Source organism: Pukyongia salina (genome assembly GCF_002966125.1).
Lineage (GTDB): Bacteria > Bacteroidota > Bacteroidia > Flavobacteriales > Flavobacteriaceae > Pukyongia > Pukyongia salina.
Genome location: NZ_CP027062.1, coordinates 2908639 through 2927299 on the forward strand (window position 1 = coordinate 2908639; position 18661 = coordinate 2927299).

Sequence of the window (18661 nt, forward strand, 5' to 3'; positions counted from 1 at the left end):
TGTATATTATTTTAATACCTCGGCAACTCTTTTACCAATTTCGGCAGGTGAGTCCACCACGTGAATTCCGCAGGCTCTCATGATCTTCTTCTTGGCTTGAGCAGTGTCGTCACTACCTCCTACTATGGCGCCGGCATGCCCCATCGTACGGCCCGCAGGTGCTGTCTCACCGGCTATAAAACCAATGATAGGTTTAGTGCTGCCAGATTCCTTATACCAGTTGGCCGCGTCTGCTTCCAGTTGTCCGCCAATCTCCCCGATCATTACAACCGCTTCGGTCTCTTCGTCATTAATAAGTAATTCTACAGCTTCTTTGGTTGTGGTGCCAATTATCGGGTCACCACCAATTCCAATAGCGGTAGTGATGCCCAGTCCTTGTTTAACAACCTGGTCTGCCGCTTCGTAAGTTAGGGTTCCCGACTTAGATACAATACCCACTCTTCCCTTCTTAAAAACAAAACCAGGCATGATCCCTACTTTCGCTTCATCGGGTGTGATAACACCAGGACAGTTTGGACCTACAAGCCTGCAATCCCTGTCCTTGAGGTAATCGGCAGCCTTGATCATATCGGCAACCGGAATACCTTCGGTAATGGTTATAATAACATCGATCCCTGCATCGGCAGCTTCCATGATAGCGTCGGCAGCAAATGCCGGAGGGACGAAGATGATGGAGACATTAGCAGCTGTTTTCTTAACCGCTTCTTCAACCGTGTTGAAAACCGGCTTATCCAGATGGGTTTGCCCTCCTTTTCCGGGTGTTACCCCGCCTACTACATTGGTTCCATACTCGATCATCTGCTCGGCGTGAAACGTTCCTTCGCTACCGGTAAATCCCTGTACAATTATCTTCGAATCCTTATTAACTAAAACACTCATGGAAGTTTAAAAATTTATATGAATAATTTGGGTGCAAATATATCCCTTTGAAGTGGGTTATAAAAGAATTTTAAACCTTAACTCGATGGTAAGATTCGTGGGTGTCGTCCTTGTCTGTAACCGGCTGACTTACCTGGTAACCCCTATATAACTGATCGTCCTTAATCTCCCAAATAGCGATAAAATGAGCGATTCCCAGCTCTTCATCGGGGTTCTCTATGGTACGGATGTAATATTTATACCGGATGGTAATATGTTTGTCGTCCTGGAGTAAATGACTAACCTCTATCCTAAGATCGTGATAAGAGCGCCTTACTTCGGCAAAGAATTCTACAAGATCATCGTAATGCATGATGCTCAATCCATCGGCACTGTTCCAGATGAGGACCATATCCTTATGCATGAATTTTTCAAGTACCGTATCGTCTTTAAGGATGTCCGATTGATAAAAACTCCTTACGATCTCTTTGGCATTCTTACTCATTGTATTTTATCAAGTTTATCGATTATATCCGGAATTAGCCTGATGGATGCAATCTCTTTATATTTTTTTCTGAATTCATCAGCCGGTGTTCCAAAATACGACTTATGGCCGGGTAACGATTTACTCACACCGCTTTGTGCAGAAATTACGGCTTTTTCACCAATCGTTATTCCGCTGGTAATACCTACCTGTCCCCAGATGGTAACCATATCCTCAATAAGCACACAACCTGCAATCCCTACCTGGGAAGCAATAAGGCAACGACGGCCAATCACCGAATCATGCCCTACATGTACTTGATTGTCCAGTTTGGTTCCTTCCCCAATGATCGTGGAGGCAGATACGCCCCTGTCTATGGTACATAAGGCTCCTATGTCTACATTATCCTTTATGATCACATTACCCCCGCTAATCAGGCGGTCGTAATTTTCGGGCCTGTTCTTATAGTAAAAAGCATCGGCCCCCAATACGGTTCCCGAATGTATTGTTACATTATTGCCAATCACCGTATTATCATAGATGCACACGTTAGAATGGATCAAACAATCGTTACCTATCTGTACATTGTTGCCAATAAATACATTAGGCTGGATGATGGTATGCCTGCCAATTACTGCATTTTCGGCTATAGCCGCCCTTGCAGGCTCGAAGGGGTTGAAATGATTGGTAAGTTTATTAAAATCGCGAAACGGATCATCCGAGATCAAGAGAGCCTTCCCCTTAGGGCAATCCACCTTTTTATTGATAAGGATCACTGTAGCCAGGGATCTTAAGGCCTTATCGTAATATTTCGGGTGATCGACAAAAACAATATCTCCGGGCTGAACTACATGTATCTCGTTCATCCCCAGCACAGGAAAGTTGGCATCACCAACATATTCACAGTCTAAGATCTGTGCAATATCTTCCAATTTTTGTTGCGTGCCGAATTTCATACGAGCTATTCCTTGATTCGTTCCTGGTATTGACCTTTATCTGTATCGATCTTGATCTTATCTCCTTCGTTGATGAATAAAGGTACGTTAATTTGTGCACCGGTCTCCACAGTTGCCGGTTTAGTTGCATTAGTAGCGGTATTTCCTTTTACTCCCGGCTCTGTGGCTGTTACTTCCAGGATCACATGAGCAGGCATTTCAACAGACAAGGGCATGTTGTCCTCTGTGTTTATGATCACAGTCACCACTTCGCCTTCTTTCATCAGGTCCGGGGTGTCTAAAGCATCTTTCTGAAGTTGAATTTGTGTGTAATCTTCAGTATTCATAAAGTGAAAGGTATCCCCTTCATTATACAAATACTGAAATTTATGAGTCTCCACCCTAACGTCTTCTATCTTATGCCCTGCCGAAAAAGTATTGTCTATCACCTTCCCGGTGGTAACACTTTTTAATTTGGTACGTACGAATGCCGGGCCTTTACCTGGTTTTACGTGGAGAAACTCTATAATCTTATAAATGTCGTGATTGTACTTTATACACAATCCTTTTCTAATATCTGAAGTAGTTGCCATTGTATTATTTCTGAATTAATTTGAACTGAAGTAGCCTTTCATGATTCCACGCTTCGAGTTCTTTATGAATTGAAGGATCTCATCCCGTTCGGGAGTAGCTTCCATTTCGGCTTCAATGATCTCTGAAGCCTGGGTAGTATTGTAATTTTTCTGATAGAGGATGCGATAGATATTCTGTATTTCCCTGATCTTTTCCGGGCTGAATCCTCTACGTCTTAGTCCGATGGAGTTGATCCCCACATAAGACAAAGGCTCACGGGCTCCCTTCACATAAGGCGGGACATCTTTCCTTACCAGGGATCCTCCTGTAACGAAGGCGTGGTTCCCAATCATACAGAACTGGTGAACGGCTGTCATTCCGGCTAACACAACGTAGTCTCCCACCGTAATGTGGCCTGCCAGAGTGCTGTTGTTTGAAAAGATACAGTTGTCTCCCACAATACAATCGTGTGCGATATGGCAGTAGGCCATGATCCAGCAATTCTTACCAATTACCGTTTTACCGCGATCTATAGTACCCCTGTTTATGGTAACATATTCCCTGATGGTGGTACCATCTCCAATTTCGGCAGTGGTATCTTCATCGTTGAACTTTAGATCCTGCGGAATGGCAGAGATCACAGCACCCGGGAAAATATTGCAGTTCTTTCCTATTCGGGCGCCTTCCATTATGGTGACATTAGACCCTATCCAGGTTCCTTCACCAATCACCACGTTGCTGTGGATGGTGGTAAAGGGCTCGATCACCACATTTTTGGCAATTTTCGCACCGGGATGCACATATGCTAAAGGTTGATTCATTTAAATATTTTTAGTTTTTACGATCTGCGCCATTAATTCGGCTTCTGTAACCAACTTATTATTGGCATAGGCTTTTCCATTCATGTGTACGATCCCTCTGCGAATAGGAGAAATAAGCTTCAGATCGAAAAATAACGTATCCCCCGGATTTACCTGTTGTTTAAATTTCACATTGTTGATCTTCATAAAGTAAGTGAGGTAATTCTCGGGATCCGGCACGGTGCTCAACGCGAGTATCCCTCCGGTCTGGGCCATTGCCTCTACAATAAGAACGCCTGGCATCACGGGTGCTCCCGGGAAGTGCCCCACAAAAAATGGTTCGTTCATGGTCACGTTCTTTAGGCCAACCACATGCGAATCGGATAGCTCCAGGATCTTATCCACCAAGAGAAATGGCGGCCTGTGTGGTAGCATATCCATAATTTGGTTCACATCCTTTACGGGAGGCTGGTTAACATCGAATTGCGGAACCTTATTACGGTTCTCCAGTTTGATCATTTTAGAAAGTTTCTTCGCAAACTGAGTATTTATATAATGTCCGGGCTTATTAGCGATCACTTTTCCTCTTACCCGCGTCCCTATAAGCGCAAGGTCTCCCACTACGTCCAGGAGTTTATGCCGGGCAGCTTCATTGGGATAATGCAGGGTTAGGTTATCGAGGATTCCGTTGGGTTTTACAGATATCTTATCCTTTTTAAAGGCCTCACGCAGCTTTTCCATAGTGCTGGGAGACAATTCCTTGTCTACATACACTATGGCGTTGTTAAGATCACCACCTTTTATCAGGCCGTGTTCCAGCAACATCTCTATTTCGTGTAGAAAACTAAAGGTACGCGCATCGGAGATTTCATCTTTAAAATCGGATAGGCGCTTTAAGGAAGCATTCTGAGTTCCCAGAACTTTTGTCCCAAAATCGACCATAGTAGTCACCTGGTATTCATCGGATGGGATAATGGTTATCTCACTCCCAGATTCCTCATCGGTGTAGGAGATAACTTCTTTGATGATATACTCTTCCCTGGGTGCCTCCTGCTCAACTATACCCGCCTTTTCGATGGCCTCCACGAAAAATTTTGAAGAGCCGTCCATAATAGGAGGTTCAGAAGCATTTAATTCGATCATACAATTATCTACCTCCATCCCCACAAGGGCTGCCAATACATGTTCGGAAGTCTGGATCTTCACCCCCAGCTTCTCAAGATTGGTTCCCCGCTGCGTATTGACCACATAGTTGGCATCTGCCTCGATCACCGGATGGCCTTCCAGATCTACACGCACAAAGGCATAACCATAATTCTCGGGAGCAGGTTTAAATGTAATGGTAACCTCTTTTCCGGTATGTAATCCCACGCCGGTAAGTGAAATCTCCTTACCTATAGTACGCTGTTTTACCATACATTTATTCATTGTTCTGGTTTTTTTCAAATGTATTAAATCGCTCTATTATTTTTGGCAGGTTTTTAAAATGTACATAACTTTTGTTGTAATCGCCGTATTTCAAGGCAGGCGATCCCTGTAGCACTTCATCGTCCTTAACATTGCGCCCAATACCACTCTGGGCCTGGATACGTACATTGTTTCCTATTACAAGGTGGCCCACTATACCTACCTGGCCGCCTATCATGCAATTCTTTCCAATTTTGGTAGATCCGGCTATTCCTGTTTGAGCAGCGATCACGGTATTCTCCCCTATTTCTACATTATGAGCGATCTGGATCTGGTTGTCCAGTTTCACCCCTTTCCGTATCACAGTAGAGCCCAAGGTGGCCCTGTCTATAGTGGTACCGGCGCCTACGTCTACATTGTCTTCTATGATCACATTCCCCGTTTGAGGAACTTTAGAGTATTCTCCCTGTTCGTTGGGCGTAAAGCCAAAACCGTCGGCACCCACGATCGCCCCGCTGTGAATCACGCAATTATTGCCAATCACAGATTCGGAATAGATCTTCGCGCCGGCAAAAACAACTACATTATCACCTATTTCCACATTATCACCAATGTAGACATTAGGATAGATCTTTACGTTATCGCCAATTCGCACTTTCTCTCCTATATAGGAAAAGGCGCCCAGGTACAGGTTATCACCCATTTGTGAGCTTTCGGAAATAAAGACCGGTTGTTCGATCCCCGATTTGTTCATCTTTACCTGGTTGTAATATTCCAGGAGCTGGGAAAACGCCTTGTAGGCATCTTCTACACGGATCAAGGTAGTGGAGATATCGTTTTCAGCCACAAAATCCTTATCAACTATAGTCACCGAAGCCTCGGTGGTATAAATAAACTGGGTGTACTTCGGGTTGGCCAGAAAGGTTAAACTTCCTTCCGATCCCTCCTCGATCTTCGCTAATTTAGATACTTCAACATCTGCATTGCCTTCTACTTCCCCGTTAAGTATCCCCGCAATCTGGGTGGCTGTAAATTTCATGTTTAGATTTCAGTGTTGCAAAAATAGAAAAAAAGGTTCATTAATCAGACTTGGGGTAGCACAGATAATATTTTACCACCTTTTCTGAAAGTGCTTTCAGATTAAGCTGATCACTGGCTTTAGCTACATCTATCACCTTCCCGCTACGGGTAAGTAAATTTATAGTGTCCTTCTCCATGCTGTAAGCCTGATTACTAATATGACCCGTAAATACGAAATAGGTTGCTTCCCGTTGTGAAATATTATGTTTCTGCCGAACCTCTTTTATTCTTTGCTGAACTTTTTCTTCTGAAAAGGGTTTATTCTGAAGTTTGATCTTCAGGAGTTCCCTATTTAATAACATCTCCGAAATATTCCGAAGTACAAAATCGTCATTCTGCTGCCACATCTTCATAGCCGAAATAATATCGTAATCGTCCAGCCTTGCGAAAAGCTCCAGGGTGTCCTCATTGAATATTAGGGTTTCCCCGTCCCGTTTCAGAAAAAAAGAAAGTGCATCACTAGCCGGTAATTTTACCCCCTTCTGTGTAAGCTCTTTTGCCCTCTTTAGCAGATTTACCAGTAACTGCTCGGCCACGATTCCGGTTTTATGCAGATAGACCTGCCAGTACATCAACCTGCGGGCTACAATAAATTTTTCAACAGAATAGATACCTTTCTCCTCTACCACTAACTGGTCATCCTGCACATGCAGCATGGCAATAAGCCTGTCTGAACTAATGGTTCCTTCGGCAACTCCCGTATAGAAACTATCCCGCTTTAGATAATCCATACGGTCCATATCCAACTGACTCGAAATTAACTGATGAAAGAATTTTCTTGGATATTCGTTCTTAAATATGGAAATAGCCATGGATAACTGTCCGCCGAATTCTTTGTTCAAAACCTCCATGAAATACAGTGAGATCTGCTCATGGGTAACATCTTCGGCTATGCTGTGTTCCATGGCGTGAGAGAACGGCCCATGGCCAATGTCGTGCAATAGGATAGCCACACACAAGGCCTCTTCCTCTTCGTTCGAGATCTCGATGCCTTTCTTTTTTAGGATGGTCACAGCCCGCGTCATAAGATGCAGCGCGCCAAGGGCGTGATGAAATCTGGTGTGGTGGGCACCGGGATATACGAGGTACGACATTCCCATCTGACTTATTCTTCGCAGTCTCTGAAAATATCGGTGTTCGATCAATTTATAAATAAGCGGTCCCGGGATGGTAATAAAACCGTAGATAGGGTCGTTTACTATGGTGAGTTTGGGTTTCTGCTTCAAACTTTAACTTTTAATTAATAGGGCCAGCCGTGATTTTGATCGACTTCGGAATTAAATTTGATTCTCCTTACAGACGTGGCGTCACGGTCATTCTAAATACATAAACAAATATACATATATGAGCGACATAAAAGTTCTTTGGGTTGATGATGAGATCGACCTGCTAAAACCTCACATACTATTCCTTGAAGGTAAAAATTACGTGGTCACCACAGCTCAAAGTGGTACCGAGGCCCTGGAGGAAATTAAAAAGGACAATTTCGATATCGTTTTCCTGGACGAGAACATGCCCGGACTCACAGGCCTGGAGACCCTCGCAGAGATCAAGGAACGACAGGCTTCACTGCCCGTGGTAATGATCACCAAAAGTGAGGAAGAATATATCATGGAGGAAGCAATTGGGTCTAAGATCGCAGACTACCTTATTAAACCGGTGAACCCAAACCAGATCTTGCTCAGCCTGAAGAAGAACCTCGACCACTCACGGCTTATCTCCGAAAAGACAACCTCGAGCTACCAGCAGGAATTCCGGAAGATCGCTATGGATATGTCTATGATCAATAGCTACCAGGGATGGGCAGAGTTGTATCAGAAACTAGTTTACTGGGAACTGCAATTGGAAGATATTGAAGACAGCGGAATGTTCGAGATCCTGGAATCGCAGAAGATAGAAGCGAACAACCAGTTCTGTAAGTTTATCGATAAAAACTACCCCAACTGGTTCAATGGTGCAGACGATGCACCTATTATGTCTCACACCTTATTTAAAGAAAAGGTACAGCCACAGCTAAAGCAAGGTAAGCCAACACTACTGGTCGTGATCGATAATCTGCGTTTCGATCAATGGAAGGCCTTCGAGCCGTTTTTAACCAATGTGTATAAGAAAGAACAGGAAGAATTATTCTACAGCATACTACCCACCGCCACTCAATATGCGCGTAATGCCATCTTTTCGGGCCTTATGCCAAGTGACATGGAGAAGCAATTCCCCAAGTACTGGCTTAACGATACAGACGAAGGCGGCAAGAACATGTACGAAAAAGAATTTCTGGAAGCGCAGTTAAGGAGGCTTGGTTTAGACCTCAACTGGAGCTACCACAAGATATCTTCCTTAAAACAAGGAAAACGCCTGGAGGAGAATTTCAAGAGTCATAAGGATGAAGACCTCACCGTGATCGTCTATAACTTCGTGGATATGCTGTCGCATTCTAAAACCGAAATGGAAGTGATCAAGGAATTAGCGTCTAACGATAAGTCGTATAGATCGTTAACCCAAAGCTGGTTTAAAAATTCACCCTTGATGAACATCATCCAGCAAGCCGCGCAACTGGGCTTCAAACTTATCATCACCACAGACCACGGGACCATCAACGTGAAGAACCCCTCTAAGGTGATAGGCGACAAGAACACCAGTTTAAATTTGCGGTACAAGACCGGTAAGAGCCTTACCTACGAAGAAAAAGACGTACTGGCAGCTGTGGATCCGGGGAGGATCAAGCTACCCTCTATCCACATGAGCAGCTCGTTTATATTTGCCAAGGGAGATCTTTTCTTCGCCTACCCCAACAATTACAATCACTATGTAAGTTACTATCGAAACACCTACCAGCATGGAGGTGTCTCGCTGGAGGAAATGGTTATTCCTTTCGCTGTGCTGGACCCCAAATAGCGTAGGAGTTTTCCTCATTATTACAGATTATCGAGTTTTTTAGCAAATAATCGAGTTTTTATTATATATTTGTGCCAACCCGCTTATATGGAATTAACCTATACATTACAAGAACTGCCCGAAGTGGCGGAGAAGGTTTTAACTGGATCATCCAGTAAAACCCTCTTGTTCTATGGGGAAATGGGAACCGGGAAGACGACACTTATAAAGCAGATCGCAAAAAATCTCGGGGTTGTGGATTCAGTTAGCAGTCCAACTTTCTCAATTGTAAACGAACACCTTTTAGACAACGAAAAACTATATCATTACGATTTTTACAGGCTGGAAAGTCTGGATGAAGCACTCGATATTGGTATAGAAGATTATTTATATTCCGGACATTGGAATTTTGTAGAATGGCCGGAAAAAGTAGAAGATTTGCTTCCGGGAGAGAGCACAAAAATTGAACTAATCAAAAACGAAAACGGAAGTCGAACATTAAGCATAAAGCCAGTGAAATAGAGTAGTGACGACACATCCAAGGTATCCGTACTTTTAAATGTTTGCCCCAAATCGCAATATTTTTAAGGTGCATTTTTTTGCCCAAAGCATAACTAATAAAGATACGGAGAACTTAATTTAAATACTTGTTTTATTTCGTGATAGGTTTGTAGTATAAACCTCACAAAAACTAGTATTATGAAATTAACAAAGTACCTTTTGATCGTTGCACTCTTTGGAGCCGGATTATTCGTTTCTTGTACGCCGGAAAGCATCGAAGATGGACAAACCGAACAGCAAATCAACCCGAAAAAATTACCTCCACTCCAAAACGGATAATAGAGGACTATTTGTTGGCGGTATAGTAGTCTTATTGATTGCTATAACTCCATTTCTTTTATATGCATATGAAAGTTTCCCAGAAACACAAATCTGGGAAACTTCCCTATTTCGTTTAGAAACCAGTTTTCCGAACTGGTATTCTTTTGCCTGGTATTTTACAAGCAAGGCAATTCCACTCTATCTTCTATTACTTTGGTTCTTCACCTGTAAACACTGGTGGCACTGGATCATTCTGGTTCCTATTGCCATGTATGCCTTTCAATTATGGGGAGTGATCAACGAAAGTAATAGCCTCGATGAACTGGAAATATACTACATTATTCCTTTAATGCTCGTTGTTGTACCTGCTGTGTACCTTATCCGGGCAAAATTATTTAATAAAATAAGAGGAAAGGATCTCAAATCCTTCGAAGCCGAGCTCATGGAGAAAAAATCTACCTGGGATCAAATAAAGGACCTCTTTAAATAATTTCAAGATTTCAGATTCGAGTTTATTTATGTAACTTAGGACTATCAACCAATGATTGCTCATGGCCAAACCTAAGTCACCCTTCACCAAGGCTCAACTCCTTCCCCAGGAAGAAAAACTGGAAATTGCCCGACAAAAAGGTGAACTGTTCATCGGGATTCCCAAAGAAACGTATTTTCAGGAGAAACGCATCTGCCTTACCCCCGATGCCGTAACAGCTATCACTGCCAACGGCCACAAGGTATTAATTGAGAACGGAGCTGGCGAAGAGGCCGGATTCTCAGACCAGGAATACAACGATGCCGGCGCCATCTTAACCAACGATACCAAGAAAGTATTTGGCTGCCCTATGATCCTGAAGGTAGAACCTCCTACCCTGGAAGAGCTGGAACTCATTAAACCCAAGACCGTACTCATCTCTGCCTTACAGTTAAAGACCCGGCAGCAATCTTATTTCGATACCCTTTCCAAGAAAAAGATCACGGCCCTGGCCTTCGAATTCATAAAAGACGAAGATCACAGCTATCCCGCCGTAAAGGCACTTAGTGAGATCGCGGGAACGGCCGCCATCCTTATCGCTTCCGAACTCATGGTGAATGCCAAAAAAGGCAACGGCCTGCTGTTTGGTAATATTAGCGGTGTCCCGCCCGTAGAGGTAGTGGTGATAGGCGCCGGGACTGTGGGACAGTTTGCCGTGCGGTCTGCCCTGGGACTTGGGGCCAATGTAAAGGTGTTCGACAGCTCCATCACCAAGCTTCGGAAGTTGCAGACCCATGTGGGGCGTACCCTGTATACCTCGACCATACAACCAAAGAACCTCCTGAAAGCCTTGAGGCGCTGCGATGTGGCCATAGGAGCCGTGCGCGGCCAGAACCGCTCCCCTATTATCGTGACCAAAACCATGGTGGAGAATATGAAACGCGGTGCGGTGATCATCGATGTGAGTGTGGATATGGGAGGCTGTTTCGAAACCACCGAAATGACCACTCACGATAAGCCCACCCATATTAAGTACGATGTGATCCATTACGGCGTACCCAATATCCCGGCGCGATACCCGAAAACAGCATCCATCTCTATTAGCAATATCTTCACCCCCTACCTGCTGGAGATCGCCGAATCCGGCGGACTGGAAAATGCCATCCGTTATGACCAGGGTTTGAAGAACGGTTTGTATTTTTACCGCGGTATTTTAACGAATAAAGCTATAGCAGACTGGTTCGATATGGGTTATAGCGACATTAACCTTCTTATATTTTAATGAAACTTATAAAGCGTGTTGCCTGGTACTCCGGAGGATTTGTAATTGGGATCATCATCCTTATGTTCTTTTTAGGCGGCAAGAAGACCTCCTGCGATTACGGGCCCAATGCCCGCACCCTCAAAAATATCCGGTCCAAGAAATTAACCATCTCCCCTGAGGCCCAGCAACTGCTCACCCAGCATAGCCTGGATAGCACCGCTATCCAAAGCGTCTTACTACATGGCGAAGTGCTCTTTGGTGAAAGCGATACGTCCAAAGATTCGTGTAAGGTGTATGTGATACGGGGGGAAGTGAATGCGCAACCTATCAAGTTCTCTGTGGAGAATTGTGAGAATAAGGCTAAAATTAGTTCACTTAAAATCGATACGAACTAAGATTACCACATAGGATCTGTTTTATTTAATTTATTGATGTAATTGGAAGGGTATATTTTATTTCTTCTGTAAAATGCCTTGGAGAACGACTCGGCATTACGATATCCACATTCTTCGCCAATTGCCTTTATAGTATATTTTCGAAATTTTTTATCGTTTGATATTTTTCGCACAGCATAGTCTATCCTTAAGTCGTTTATATATTGTGAGAAATTCTTGCCTATTTTTAAATTAATTACACGCGATAGATAATTTGCATTACTGTCAAACAATTTTGCCATTGTCTGCAGTGAAATATCTGTTGATAAATATTCTTGTTCCTTCTCAAAATTCTCCAACTTTTTTAAGATGGAATTTATAACATCCGAGGAAATATCGTATGCATATTTATTATTCTCATATCCCTTACTTTTGGAAGTTTTATCTATTAATTTATTAAAGTACTTTCTATCCTTTCTCCTTTTTAGCATGTAATATATCAAGGACATTAGACTTAAAATTAATAGTATCACAACACCCATATTCAAAATAAAAGAAATTTTGTTCTTTTTCTCCAGAGCCGAAATCAAGAGTTCTTTTTCATTTAGTAATTGGGGTGTTTCAAGGTTTCTAATCATACTCGGTTCAAAATACCTTAAATTAATTTTTGCTATACTGTCGGTCTTAATTAGTTTTCTTAAATATTTTATTTGACTTTTTACATCCCCAACAGCTCGGTAATGGTCGTTTAGAGCCACGAAGAGATTTCTATCTTTAGGCAATAATTGTAAATCGTTTGAATCCACCAATGAATCAGCGTTTACCAGATATTTCAATCCTTCCTTATTATATCCTAATTTCTTTAAAGCTAAACCCGTGTGATAATTAATGTTCATTAAGGAATATGGATCGATATGATCTTGCTTCTTCAATAAAATTTTTGCAATTTCAATAACTCTCCCAAATTCATGTATATAATATGAAAGTTCCAATTCGACTTCCATATACCAATAAATAAATTCTTGTCTGTCTACCCCTTTATAGTCATTTAAAAGATTATCACCCTTTTTTAGATAATATCGTGTGGAATCATAATTTTTAAGATTCAAGTGACAAAAAACATAGTTAGAATTAGAACTTAAAAGCTCGTTTATATACAATTGATTTAAATCAATTTGCGCATTCGACCTAGTTAATTCTTTTAGAAGATGGATGTAATCTTTACTTCGAACTATCTTTTCTCGAACATGTTGTAATCTGATAGCTTCATGCTTATCCCCCCAAATTATTTTATTAGCTATTAATGGTTGCATTACATGAACTTGTTGCTGTAGGTTCTTATGTCGCTTGGCTATTCTGTACGCTTTTAAGTAGTTTATATTGGAATTAATGAAATCCATGTTCTGATCGTATAAATATCCTTTAAGGATATAACCAAGTGCGGGATAAGTTTTATGTCTTGTTCCTTTTGTTAGAATAATCACACTATCGGCGAACTTTATGCTTTTTTCAAAGTGAAATATCCTAGAAAGTCGATCATAACCTCTGGCCATTTTAATAGTATCACCATCCTTCCTGGCTTTTTTGATGTAGGATCTTGCGATTTGCTCCTGATTAATAGAATCGCCGTAATATTCATTAAACATTTTCAATAGGTCTTCATACTCTTTAGAATTAAGAATTTCCGGATCCAGGCTTTGTGAAATAATTTCGACATAAGGGTTAATAAGCATGTAAAATATAAGCAAGCATTTAAGTAGTGAATCTCTCATAGAAAAATTGCTTTGGGGTTAACCTAAAATTATAGCAATATTTCGTTTTTTCATCTACTGTTTTACTCTACAAAAGGTTACGTGCATTGAACTCTATAAAATGAATTCTAAGTGGAAACGAGGCAAGTCGGATTTCGTGAAATAATGGTTGAATTTCATGAAAGCACAGTGGGAGCAGTTGTTTCTGTTGATTTTTCTACTAAAATTTGAACTGTTTTAAATCCAATTTGCAACCTGAATGATTTTGTTATTATTAACTGGGGAGTTAGAACTGCAGGTCTTCAGGTTGCTTTTTTTTATTCGTTCCAACCTCATTCATTAAATGTTAAAATATCTTCTACTGATCCTATTATGCATATTTTCCTTAAATCAAAAAGGAGCCGCCAATACCAAGGACATAAATGAGATTGATAATTGTCTTTCCGACCTTAATTATGAAATCCAGAAAATAACAAACAGTTACAGTAAAAAATTACTTATTCTGGAAGAAAAATTAAAGTTGATACGCTTGTCCATGAATAAGCAGAATAAGAAAGAAACTTATGTTCAATCCTTTATAGGCCACATTATCTTAAGAGATTCAATAAGTCAGTTATTATTTTTACGGACGGCCGAAATCGACAAAGTAAGATACTCGAAGGGAATAGAGATTATTAAAATATTGTATGAAAAGTCTCTAGCATTAGACCATCATTTCACAACAGTGAATACCCTCAATGATATGCATAAAATATCTAACCCTAATAATTTTAAGGAATTTGCCATAGCGAAACAACAATTCGAATACGGTATGAATAAAAGGCAGGGATTTAACTTAGGGAATATACTAGGAGAGAACATGTATGCTTCTATTATTCATTCCATGATTTCATTGTTTAGCAATAGTGATATCCGTAAATCGGATAAAACCAATATGTTACAAGAAATTGAATGCGTAATGGATTTTACCTTACAAATGTATAATGACCTTAATACTGTTTATTTTGAATCTGTATATCTCAAAAAAGGCAACAAAGATCTAATTCTTGATCTTGAACAACTATTCACCGATTACACTAACCCTATTAAATATAAAACTTCATTAAATGAATGCCGTGATTCAGATGACTGGCTTACAATAAACTTGCATTTAGATAACTTTATAAATCGTCTAAAGTTTCTCAGGTCATCAGAGCTCTCGCAATTAGAAGTCTCAAATATGCAAATAGATCTGGACTTTTCCATTGATAGACTTTTACATTTTATTGGCACTTATAATTCATTTATAAATGATAGCCGTAAATTCTACGAAAAATTTGCAATTATGCTGGATAGTTATGAAAACGAGGATTTATGTAACGAGAAAATTCCACAAGATTTTATTACCCTGAAAAAAAGCATAAATCTTACCATCGAGAAATTCGACCATACCTACAGGCCCGTTGAGATCACAGGCAGCAAAATGAAACAACTCCTCTACGGTGTGGGGGAATATTGAGCTTCATATTGGAAATTACAAGCTCCAATACCCAAATCACAATTAAATTACAAACTCCAATATCCAAATCTCAAATAAATTACAAGCTCCAATACTCAAAACTCAAATAATGATCAAGCTCCAATATTCAAATCACAATTTGATATTGAAAATTAAAATTTGAGATTTTTTGTTATTTGTCTATTGTGATTTGACAGTTCCCTTAGATGCCCCTTCTGGCCTTTTCCTTCTTTAACAAGGTTAGCTCCCGGCTGGTCTGCCCGGCAACCGAGGTGTTCTCTTCGGCCCTTCGTATTAAATAAGGCATCACGTCTTTTACCGGCCCAAAAGGGATGTACTTGGCTACATTATAGCCTTCGGCGGCCATGTTGTAGGTAATATGGTCGCTCATACCGTAAAGCTGCCCAAACCACACCCTGGGGTCGTTCTTTGCCAGCCCTTTCTGCTCCATGATCTCCATGGCCAGGTAACTGCTTTGCTCATTGTGGCTACCCACAAACAAATGGATATCCTCCAGGTGGTCCATTATATACCGTACTACGGCATTAAAGTTTTCGTCGGTTGCCTGCTTACTGCTGCATATAGGGGAAGGATAGCCCTTCTCCTCTGCCCTTTCGTTCTCCTTTTCCATATACGCGCCGCGCACCACCTTAAAGCCCAGTTTATAGCCATTCTCTTTCGCGCGCTTATGCCGCGCTTTTAAATATTCCAGCCGGTCGTGACGGTAGCACTGCAGGGTGTCGTAAACAATAGGCTTTTCCCGGTTGTAGGTTTCCATCATCTGCTCGGCCAGGGCATCGGCAGCATCCTGCATCCAGCTCTCTTCGGCATCGATAAGTAAAACCACGTTGCAGTTAAATGCCACCTTACAAGTAGCGTCGTAGCGCCCTGCGATCCGCTCCCACTCGGCCTGCTCGGCCTCATTTAAGGCCTCCCCGGCTGTAACCTTCTGCCATATCTTAAAGCGTCCCAGGCCGGTAGGCTTGAACACAGAGAACGGCATAGCCTCCTTGTCACGGGCAAAATAGGTAAGCTCGATCACCTTTTCCTTCGTCTTGTCGAACTGCGTATCTGCTTCCTTCCCCTCCACAGAATAATCGAGCACAGAGTGCACTCCGGCGGCGTACAGATTATCAACGGTGGGCAAACAATCGCTTTCGTTCACCCCGCCGCAAAAATGATCGAAGACCGTAGAGCGTATCAATCCCTCCACCGGCAGGTGCAGGTTTAGGGCAAAACGAGTGGCCGCTGTCCCAATCCTTACCAGCGGTTCGTTTGCTATCATTTTAAACAGGAAATAGGCCCTTTCCAACTCAGAATCGCTCTTTAGCTTAAAGGCGGTCTCGGTATCTTCGAAGCAGTTTTTTGAAACCATGTTTATTCAATATTCTAAACAAATATAGTTAGATTTGAGGTCACACTAAACAACTAAATCTGTTTGATGGCACAATTAAAGAACATGGGGAATGTGTATGGCGGGACGGGCATCTGGGAGGTCCTTAATACGCATCTCACCCGGGAAAACTATTCGAAGATCTTTGTTCTCACCGATACCAATACGCACCAATATTGCCTTCAAACACTGCGCGACGCGCTAAGCACCAACACCCAACCCACGGTCTTGCAGATCCCGGCGGGGGAAGAACACAAGAACATCCATAGCTGCCTGGAGCTCTGGAACCAGCTTTCCTCCTTACAGGCAGACAGGCACAGCCTGCTCATTAACCTGGGAGGTGGCGTGGTGACAGACCTGGGCGGATTTGTAGCCTCCACCTTTAAGAGAGGGATCCCATTTATCAACATCCCCACTTCCCTGCTCGCCATGGTAGACGCATCGGTGGGTGGCAAGACAGGCGTAGACCTGGGAAGCCTGAAGAACCAGGTTGGGGTGATAAGGCAGCCGGAACTGGTGCTGCTACATACCCTATTCCTGCAAAGCCTGCCGCAGGCTCATTTCAGGTCGGGCAAGGCCGAAATGCTAAAACATGGTATTATTGCTTCCGAAGCCTACTTCGACAAGGTGGTGCCCATGCAGCTTGATTCGGAAGATTGCGAAGCGCTTATCTGGGAATCGGTGCTTATAAAGGAAAAGATCGTACGCGAAGACCCCATCGAAAAAGGTTTGCGTAAACTTCTTAATTACGGCCATACTCTAGGGCATGCGATCGAGTCTCATTTCCTTCGGAAGGATGTGAAGACCGCATTGCTGCACGGCGATGCCATTGCCATCGGGATGATACTGGCTACTTATATTTCTGGCGAAATGCTTGGTTTTCCGAAGCCATCCAGAGATAAGATATGCCGCGCAATCCTGTCTATATTTGAAAAGAGATCGTTTAGTAAGGCCGATATAGAGGCTATTTCAGAACTGCTTATTTACGACAAAAAGAACAGCAACGGAAAAGTATATTTTGTGCTACTGGAAGATTTTGGCAAGTATAAGATCAACTGCGAAGTGCGGGATACACTCATCCTGGAGGCCTTTTCTTATTACGAATCCCTCTCCCGAAAAATTTAAAGGAACAACATATTGGATAAATTATTTTTTTAGTAGATTTAACCTGATAACCATCAAGTCCCCAAGCGATGAAACGAATTATTGTCGACTATAAGAAACTCACTCCCGAAATACTCTCCCTGCTGGTAGAAAAATATCCCGATGGGTATGACGATGATCATGTGATCGTTTTTAAGAATGCCAGGAACGAAACCGTTGAAGCGGTGGAAGTGCGCACCGATGACTGTATTTATTTAGTGAAGGTAAGCTCCAGGCTGGTATCGAGTATGGCCAATTTTGATGAAGATGATTACGATGAGGCCGACTACAGCGAACCAATTAGCGAACTACCCGATAAAAAGAACCTCGAGGAAGACTTAGATGAAGAAGAAGAAGAGGAAGAAGAAGGCGTTCCCGAGGAAGATTAACTTACTACAGGTATCTTTCTGTAATGATTCTTTTATGATGGGCTTCATGGCCGCAAATAATAAATCCGGTGGCCCGTACCGATAATGTCTTTTGTTTAACCTCGCCTTTTCGAAGGAGCACTTCATCATTAAAACTATCAAAAAGCTTTATTGTAGCCACTCGCACAGCGACGTATTCTTCCAGCAGATCCTCCCAACTCCTGGGATTTGCCCGGGAATTTTTAGCGAAAGTATTTTCATCGAAACTAGGAAGGCTTTCATGCTCACTGCGTGCAAAGCTTAATGCCCTATAACAGAATATCCTTTCCGAATCGATGAGATGCAGCAGTATTTCTTTAGGGGTCCATTTATTTTCAGCATATCTGAATTCCTGCTTTTCCCGTGGAATACCTTTAAAAAATGCTTTCGAAGTTTTCAACCCATCTTTTAAATTTTCTACCAAAGGCAATTCCCCTACCTGGTCCATGTAGCCCTGGAAGAAAGAATTGTATTCGGTAGTTTGGACGTCTTTTAGCTTCATGTTTTAAAATTACTGAAAAAAATAAAA

20 protein-coding genes are annotated in these 18661 nt (G+C 42.0%); 9 read left to right on the forward strand and 11 right to left on the reverse strand.

The window, feature by feature from the left end; genetic code table 11:
* Window positions 1-6: 6 nt before the first annotated feature.
* The 8 genes from sucD to C5O00_RS13110 form a co-directional block, all read right to left on the reverse strand.
* A complete protein-coding gene (sucD, locus tag C5O00_RS13075) occupies window positions 7-879 on the reverse strand; it encodes a succinate--CoA ligase subunit alpha (protein WP_105217274.1) in 873 nt (290 codons plus the stop codon).
* A gap of 70 nt (window positions 880-949) precedes the next feature.
* Window positions 950-1363, reverse strand: a complete 414-nt coding sequence (locus C5O00_RS13080) for a nuclear transport factor 2 family protein (protein WP_105217275.1) — start codon at window positions 1361-1363, stop codon at window positions 950-952.
* Entirely contained in the window at window positions 1360-2298 is a 939-nt protein-coding gene (locus C5O00_RS13085) for a UDP-3-O-(3-hydroxymyristoyl)glucosamine N-acyltransferase (RefSeq protein ID WP_105217276.1), read from the reverse strand. Before C5O00_RS13085 ends, C5O00_RS13080 begins: the two co-directional genes overlap by 4 nt.
* Window positions 2299-2303: 5 nt before the next feature.
* A complete protein-coding gene (gene efp, locus C5O00_RS13090; protein ID WP_105217277.1) occupies window positions 2304-2870 on the reverse strand; it encodes an elongation factor P in 567 nt (188 codons plus the stop codon).
* Window positions 2871-2885: 15 nt separating this feature from the next.
* Window positions 2886-3671 carry an acyl-ACP--UDP-N-acetylglucosamine O-acyltransferase gene (gene lpxA / locus C5O00_RS13095; protein WP_105217278.1) on the reverse strand — a complete coding sequence of 262 codons (786 nt, stop codon included), beginning with the start codon at window positions 3669-3671 and terminating at the stop codon, window positions 2886-2888.
* Window positions 3672-5078, reverse strand: a complete 1407-nt coding sequence (locus C5O00_RS13100) for a bifunctional UDP-3-O-[3-hydroxymyristoyl] N-acetylglucosamine deacetylase/3-hydroxyacyl-ACP dehydratase (RefSeq protein ID WP_105217279.1) — start codon at window positions 5076-5078, stop codon at window positions 3672-3674. It lies immediately after the preceding gene.
* Complete coding sequence (gene lpxD, locus C5O00_RS13105) at window positions 5071-6096, reverse strand: UDP-3-O-(3-hydroxymyristoyl)glucosamine N-acyltransferase (RefSeq protein WP_105217280.1); 1026 nt, start codon at window positions 6094-6096, stop codon at window positions 5071-5073. The genes C5O00_RS13100 and lpxD overlap by 8 nt, the downstream gene beginning before the upstream one ends.
* Window positions 6097-6136: 40 nt before the next feature.
* Window positions 6137-7363: an HD domain-containing protein gene (locus C5O00_RS13110; protein ID WP_105217281.1), complete on the reverse strand. Its 1227-nt coding sequence runs from the start codon at window positions 7361-7363 to the stop codon at window positions 6137-6139.
* A 118-nt stretch (window positions 7364-7481) separates the two neighbouring features.
* Between C5O00_RS13110 and porX the strand changes: the two genes are divergently transcribed.
* The 6 genes from porX to C5O00_RS13135 all read left to right on the forward strand — a co-directional run bounded on the left by porX (window position 7482) and on the right by C5O00_RS13135 (window position 11961).
* On the forward strand, window positions 7482-9032 hold the full coding sequence (gene porX, locus C5O00_RS13115) for a T9SS response regulator signal transducer PorX (RefSeq protein ID WP_105217282.1): 1551 nt from the start codon (window positions 7482-7484) through the stop codon (window positions 9030-9032).
* A gap of 87 nt (window positions 9033-9119) precedes the next feature.
* Window positions 9120-9533 (forward strand): tRNA (adenosine(37)-N6)-threonylcarbamoyltransferase complex ATPase subunit type 1 TsaE, encoded by a 414-nt coding sequence (gene tsaE, locus C5O00_RS13120; RefSeq protein ID WP_105217283.1) that lies wholly within the window; start codon window positions 9120-9122, stop codon window positions 9531-9533.
* A 177-nt stretch (window positions 9534-9710) separates the two neighbouring features.
* Entirely contained in the window at window positions 9711-9851 is a 141-nt protein-coding gene (locus C5O00_RS14570) for a hypothetical protein (protein WP_168175929.1), read from the forward strand.
* A 34-nt stretch (window positions 9852-9885) separates the two neighbouring features.
* Window positions 9886-10323, forward strand: a complete 438-nt coding sequence (locus C5O00_RS13125) for a hypothetical protein (protein ID WP_244592995.1) — start codon at window positions 9886-9888, stop codon at window positions 10321-10323.
* Window positions 10324-10384: 61 nt separating this feature from the next.
* Window positions 10385-11584: an alanine dehydrogenase gene (locus C5O00_RS13130; RefSeq protein WP_105217284.1), complete on the forward strand. Its 1200-nt coding sequence runs from the start codon at window positions 10385-10387 to the stop codon at window positions 11582-11584.
* On the forward strand, window positions 11584-11961 hold the full coding sequence (locus C5O00_RS13135) for a DUF4258 domain-containing protein (protein ID WP_105217285.1): 378 nt from the start codon (window positions 11584-11586) through the stop codon (window positions 11959-11961). Before C5O00_RS13130 ends, C5O00_RS13135 begins: the two co-directional genes overlap by 1 nt.
* Window positions 11962-11963: 2 nt before the next feature.
* Here the strand turns inward: C5O00_RS13135 and C5O00_RS13140 are convergent, their stop codons facing one another.
* Entirely contained in the window at window positions 11964-13712 is a 1749-nt protein-coding gene (locus tag C5O00_RS13140) for a helix-turn-helix domain-containing protein (RefSeq protein WP_105217286.1), read from the reverse strand.
* Window positions 13713-14226: 514 nt separating this feature from the next.
* Between C5O00_RS13140 and C5O00_RS13145 the strand changes: the two genes are divergently transcribed.
* On the forward strand, window positions 14227-15189 hold the full coding sequence (locus tag C5O00_RS13145; RefSeq protein ID WP_212390053.1) for a hypothetical protein: 963 nt from the start codon (window positions 14227-14229) through the stop codon (window positions 15187-15189).
* 202 nt (window positions 15190-15391) lie between these two features.
* Here the strand turns inward: C5O00_RS13145 and C5O00_RS13150 are convergent, their stop codons facing one another.
* Window positions 15392-16564, reverse strand: coding sequence for a proline dehydrogenase family protein (locus tag C5O00_RS13150; RefSeq protein ID WP_105217288.1), 1173 nt, complete (start codon window positions 16562-16564; stop codon window positions 15392-15394).
* A gap of 66 nt (window positions 16565-16630) precedes the next feature.
* Here C5O00_RS13150 and aroB point away from each other — a divergent pair, with 66 nt between their 5' ends.
* Both aroB and C5O00_RS13160 read left to right on the forward strand, forming a co-directional pair.
* Window positions 16631-17707 (forward strand): 3-dehydroquinate synthase, encoded by a 1077-nt coding sequence (gene aroB / locus C5O00_RS13155; RefSeq protein ID WP_105217289.1) that lies wholly within the window; start codon window positions 16631-16633, stop codon window positions 17705-17707.
* A 68-nt stretch (window positions 17708-17775) separates the two neighbouring features.
* Window positions 17776-18114, forward strand: coding sequence for a hypothetical protein (locus C5O00_RS13160; protein ID WP_105217290.1), 339 nt, complete (start codon window positions 17776-17778; stop codon window positions 18112-18114).
* A 4-nt stretch (window positions 18115-18118) separates the two neighbouring features.
* Here the strand turns inward: C5O00_RS13160 and C5O00_RS13165 are convergent, their stop codons facing one another.
* Window positions 18119-18634, reverse strand: coding sequence for a DinB family protein (locus tag C5O00_RS13165; protein WP_105217291.1), 516 nt, complete (start codon window positions 18632-18634; stop codon window positions 18119-18121).
* Window positions 18635-18661: the final 27 nt, after the last annotated feature.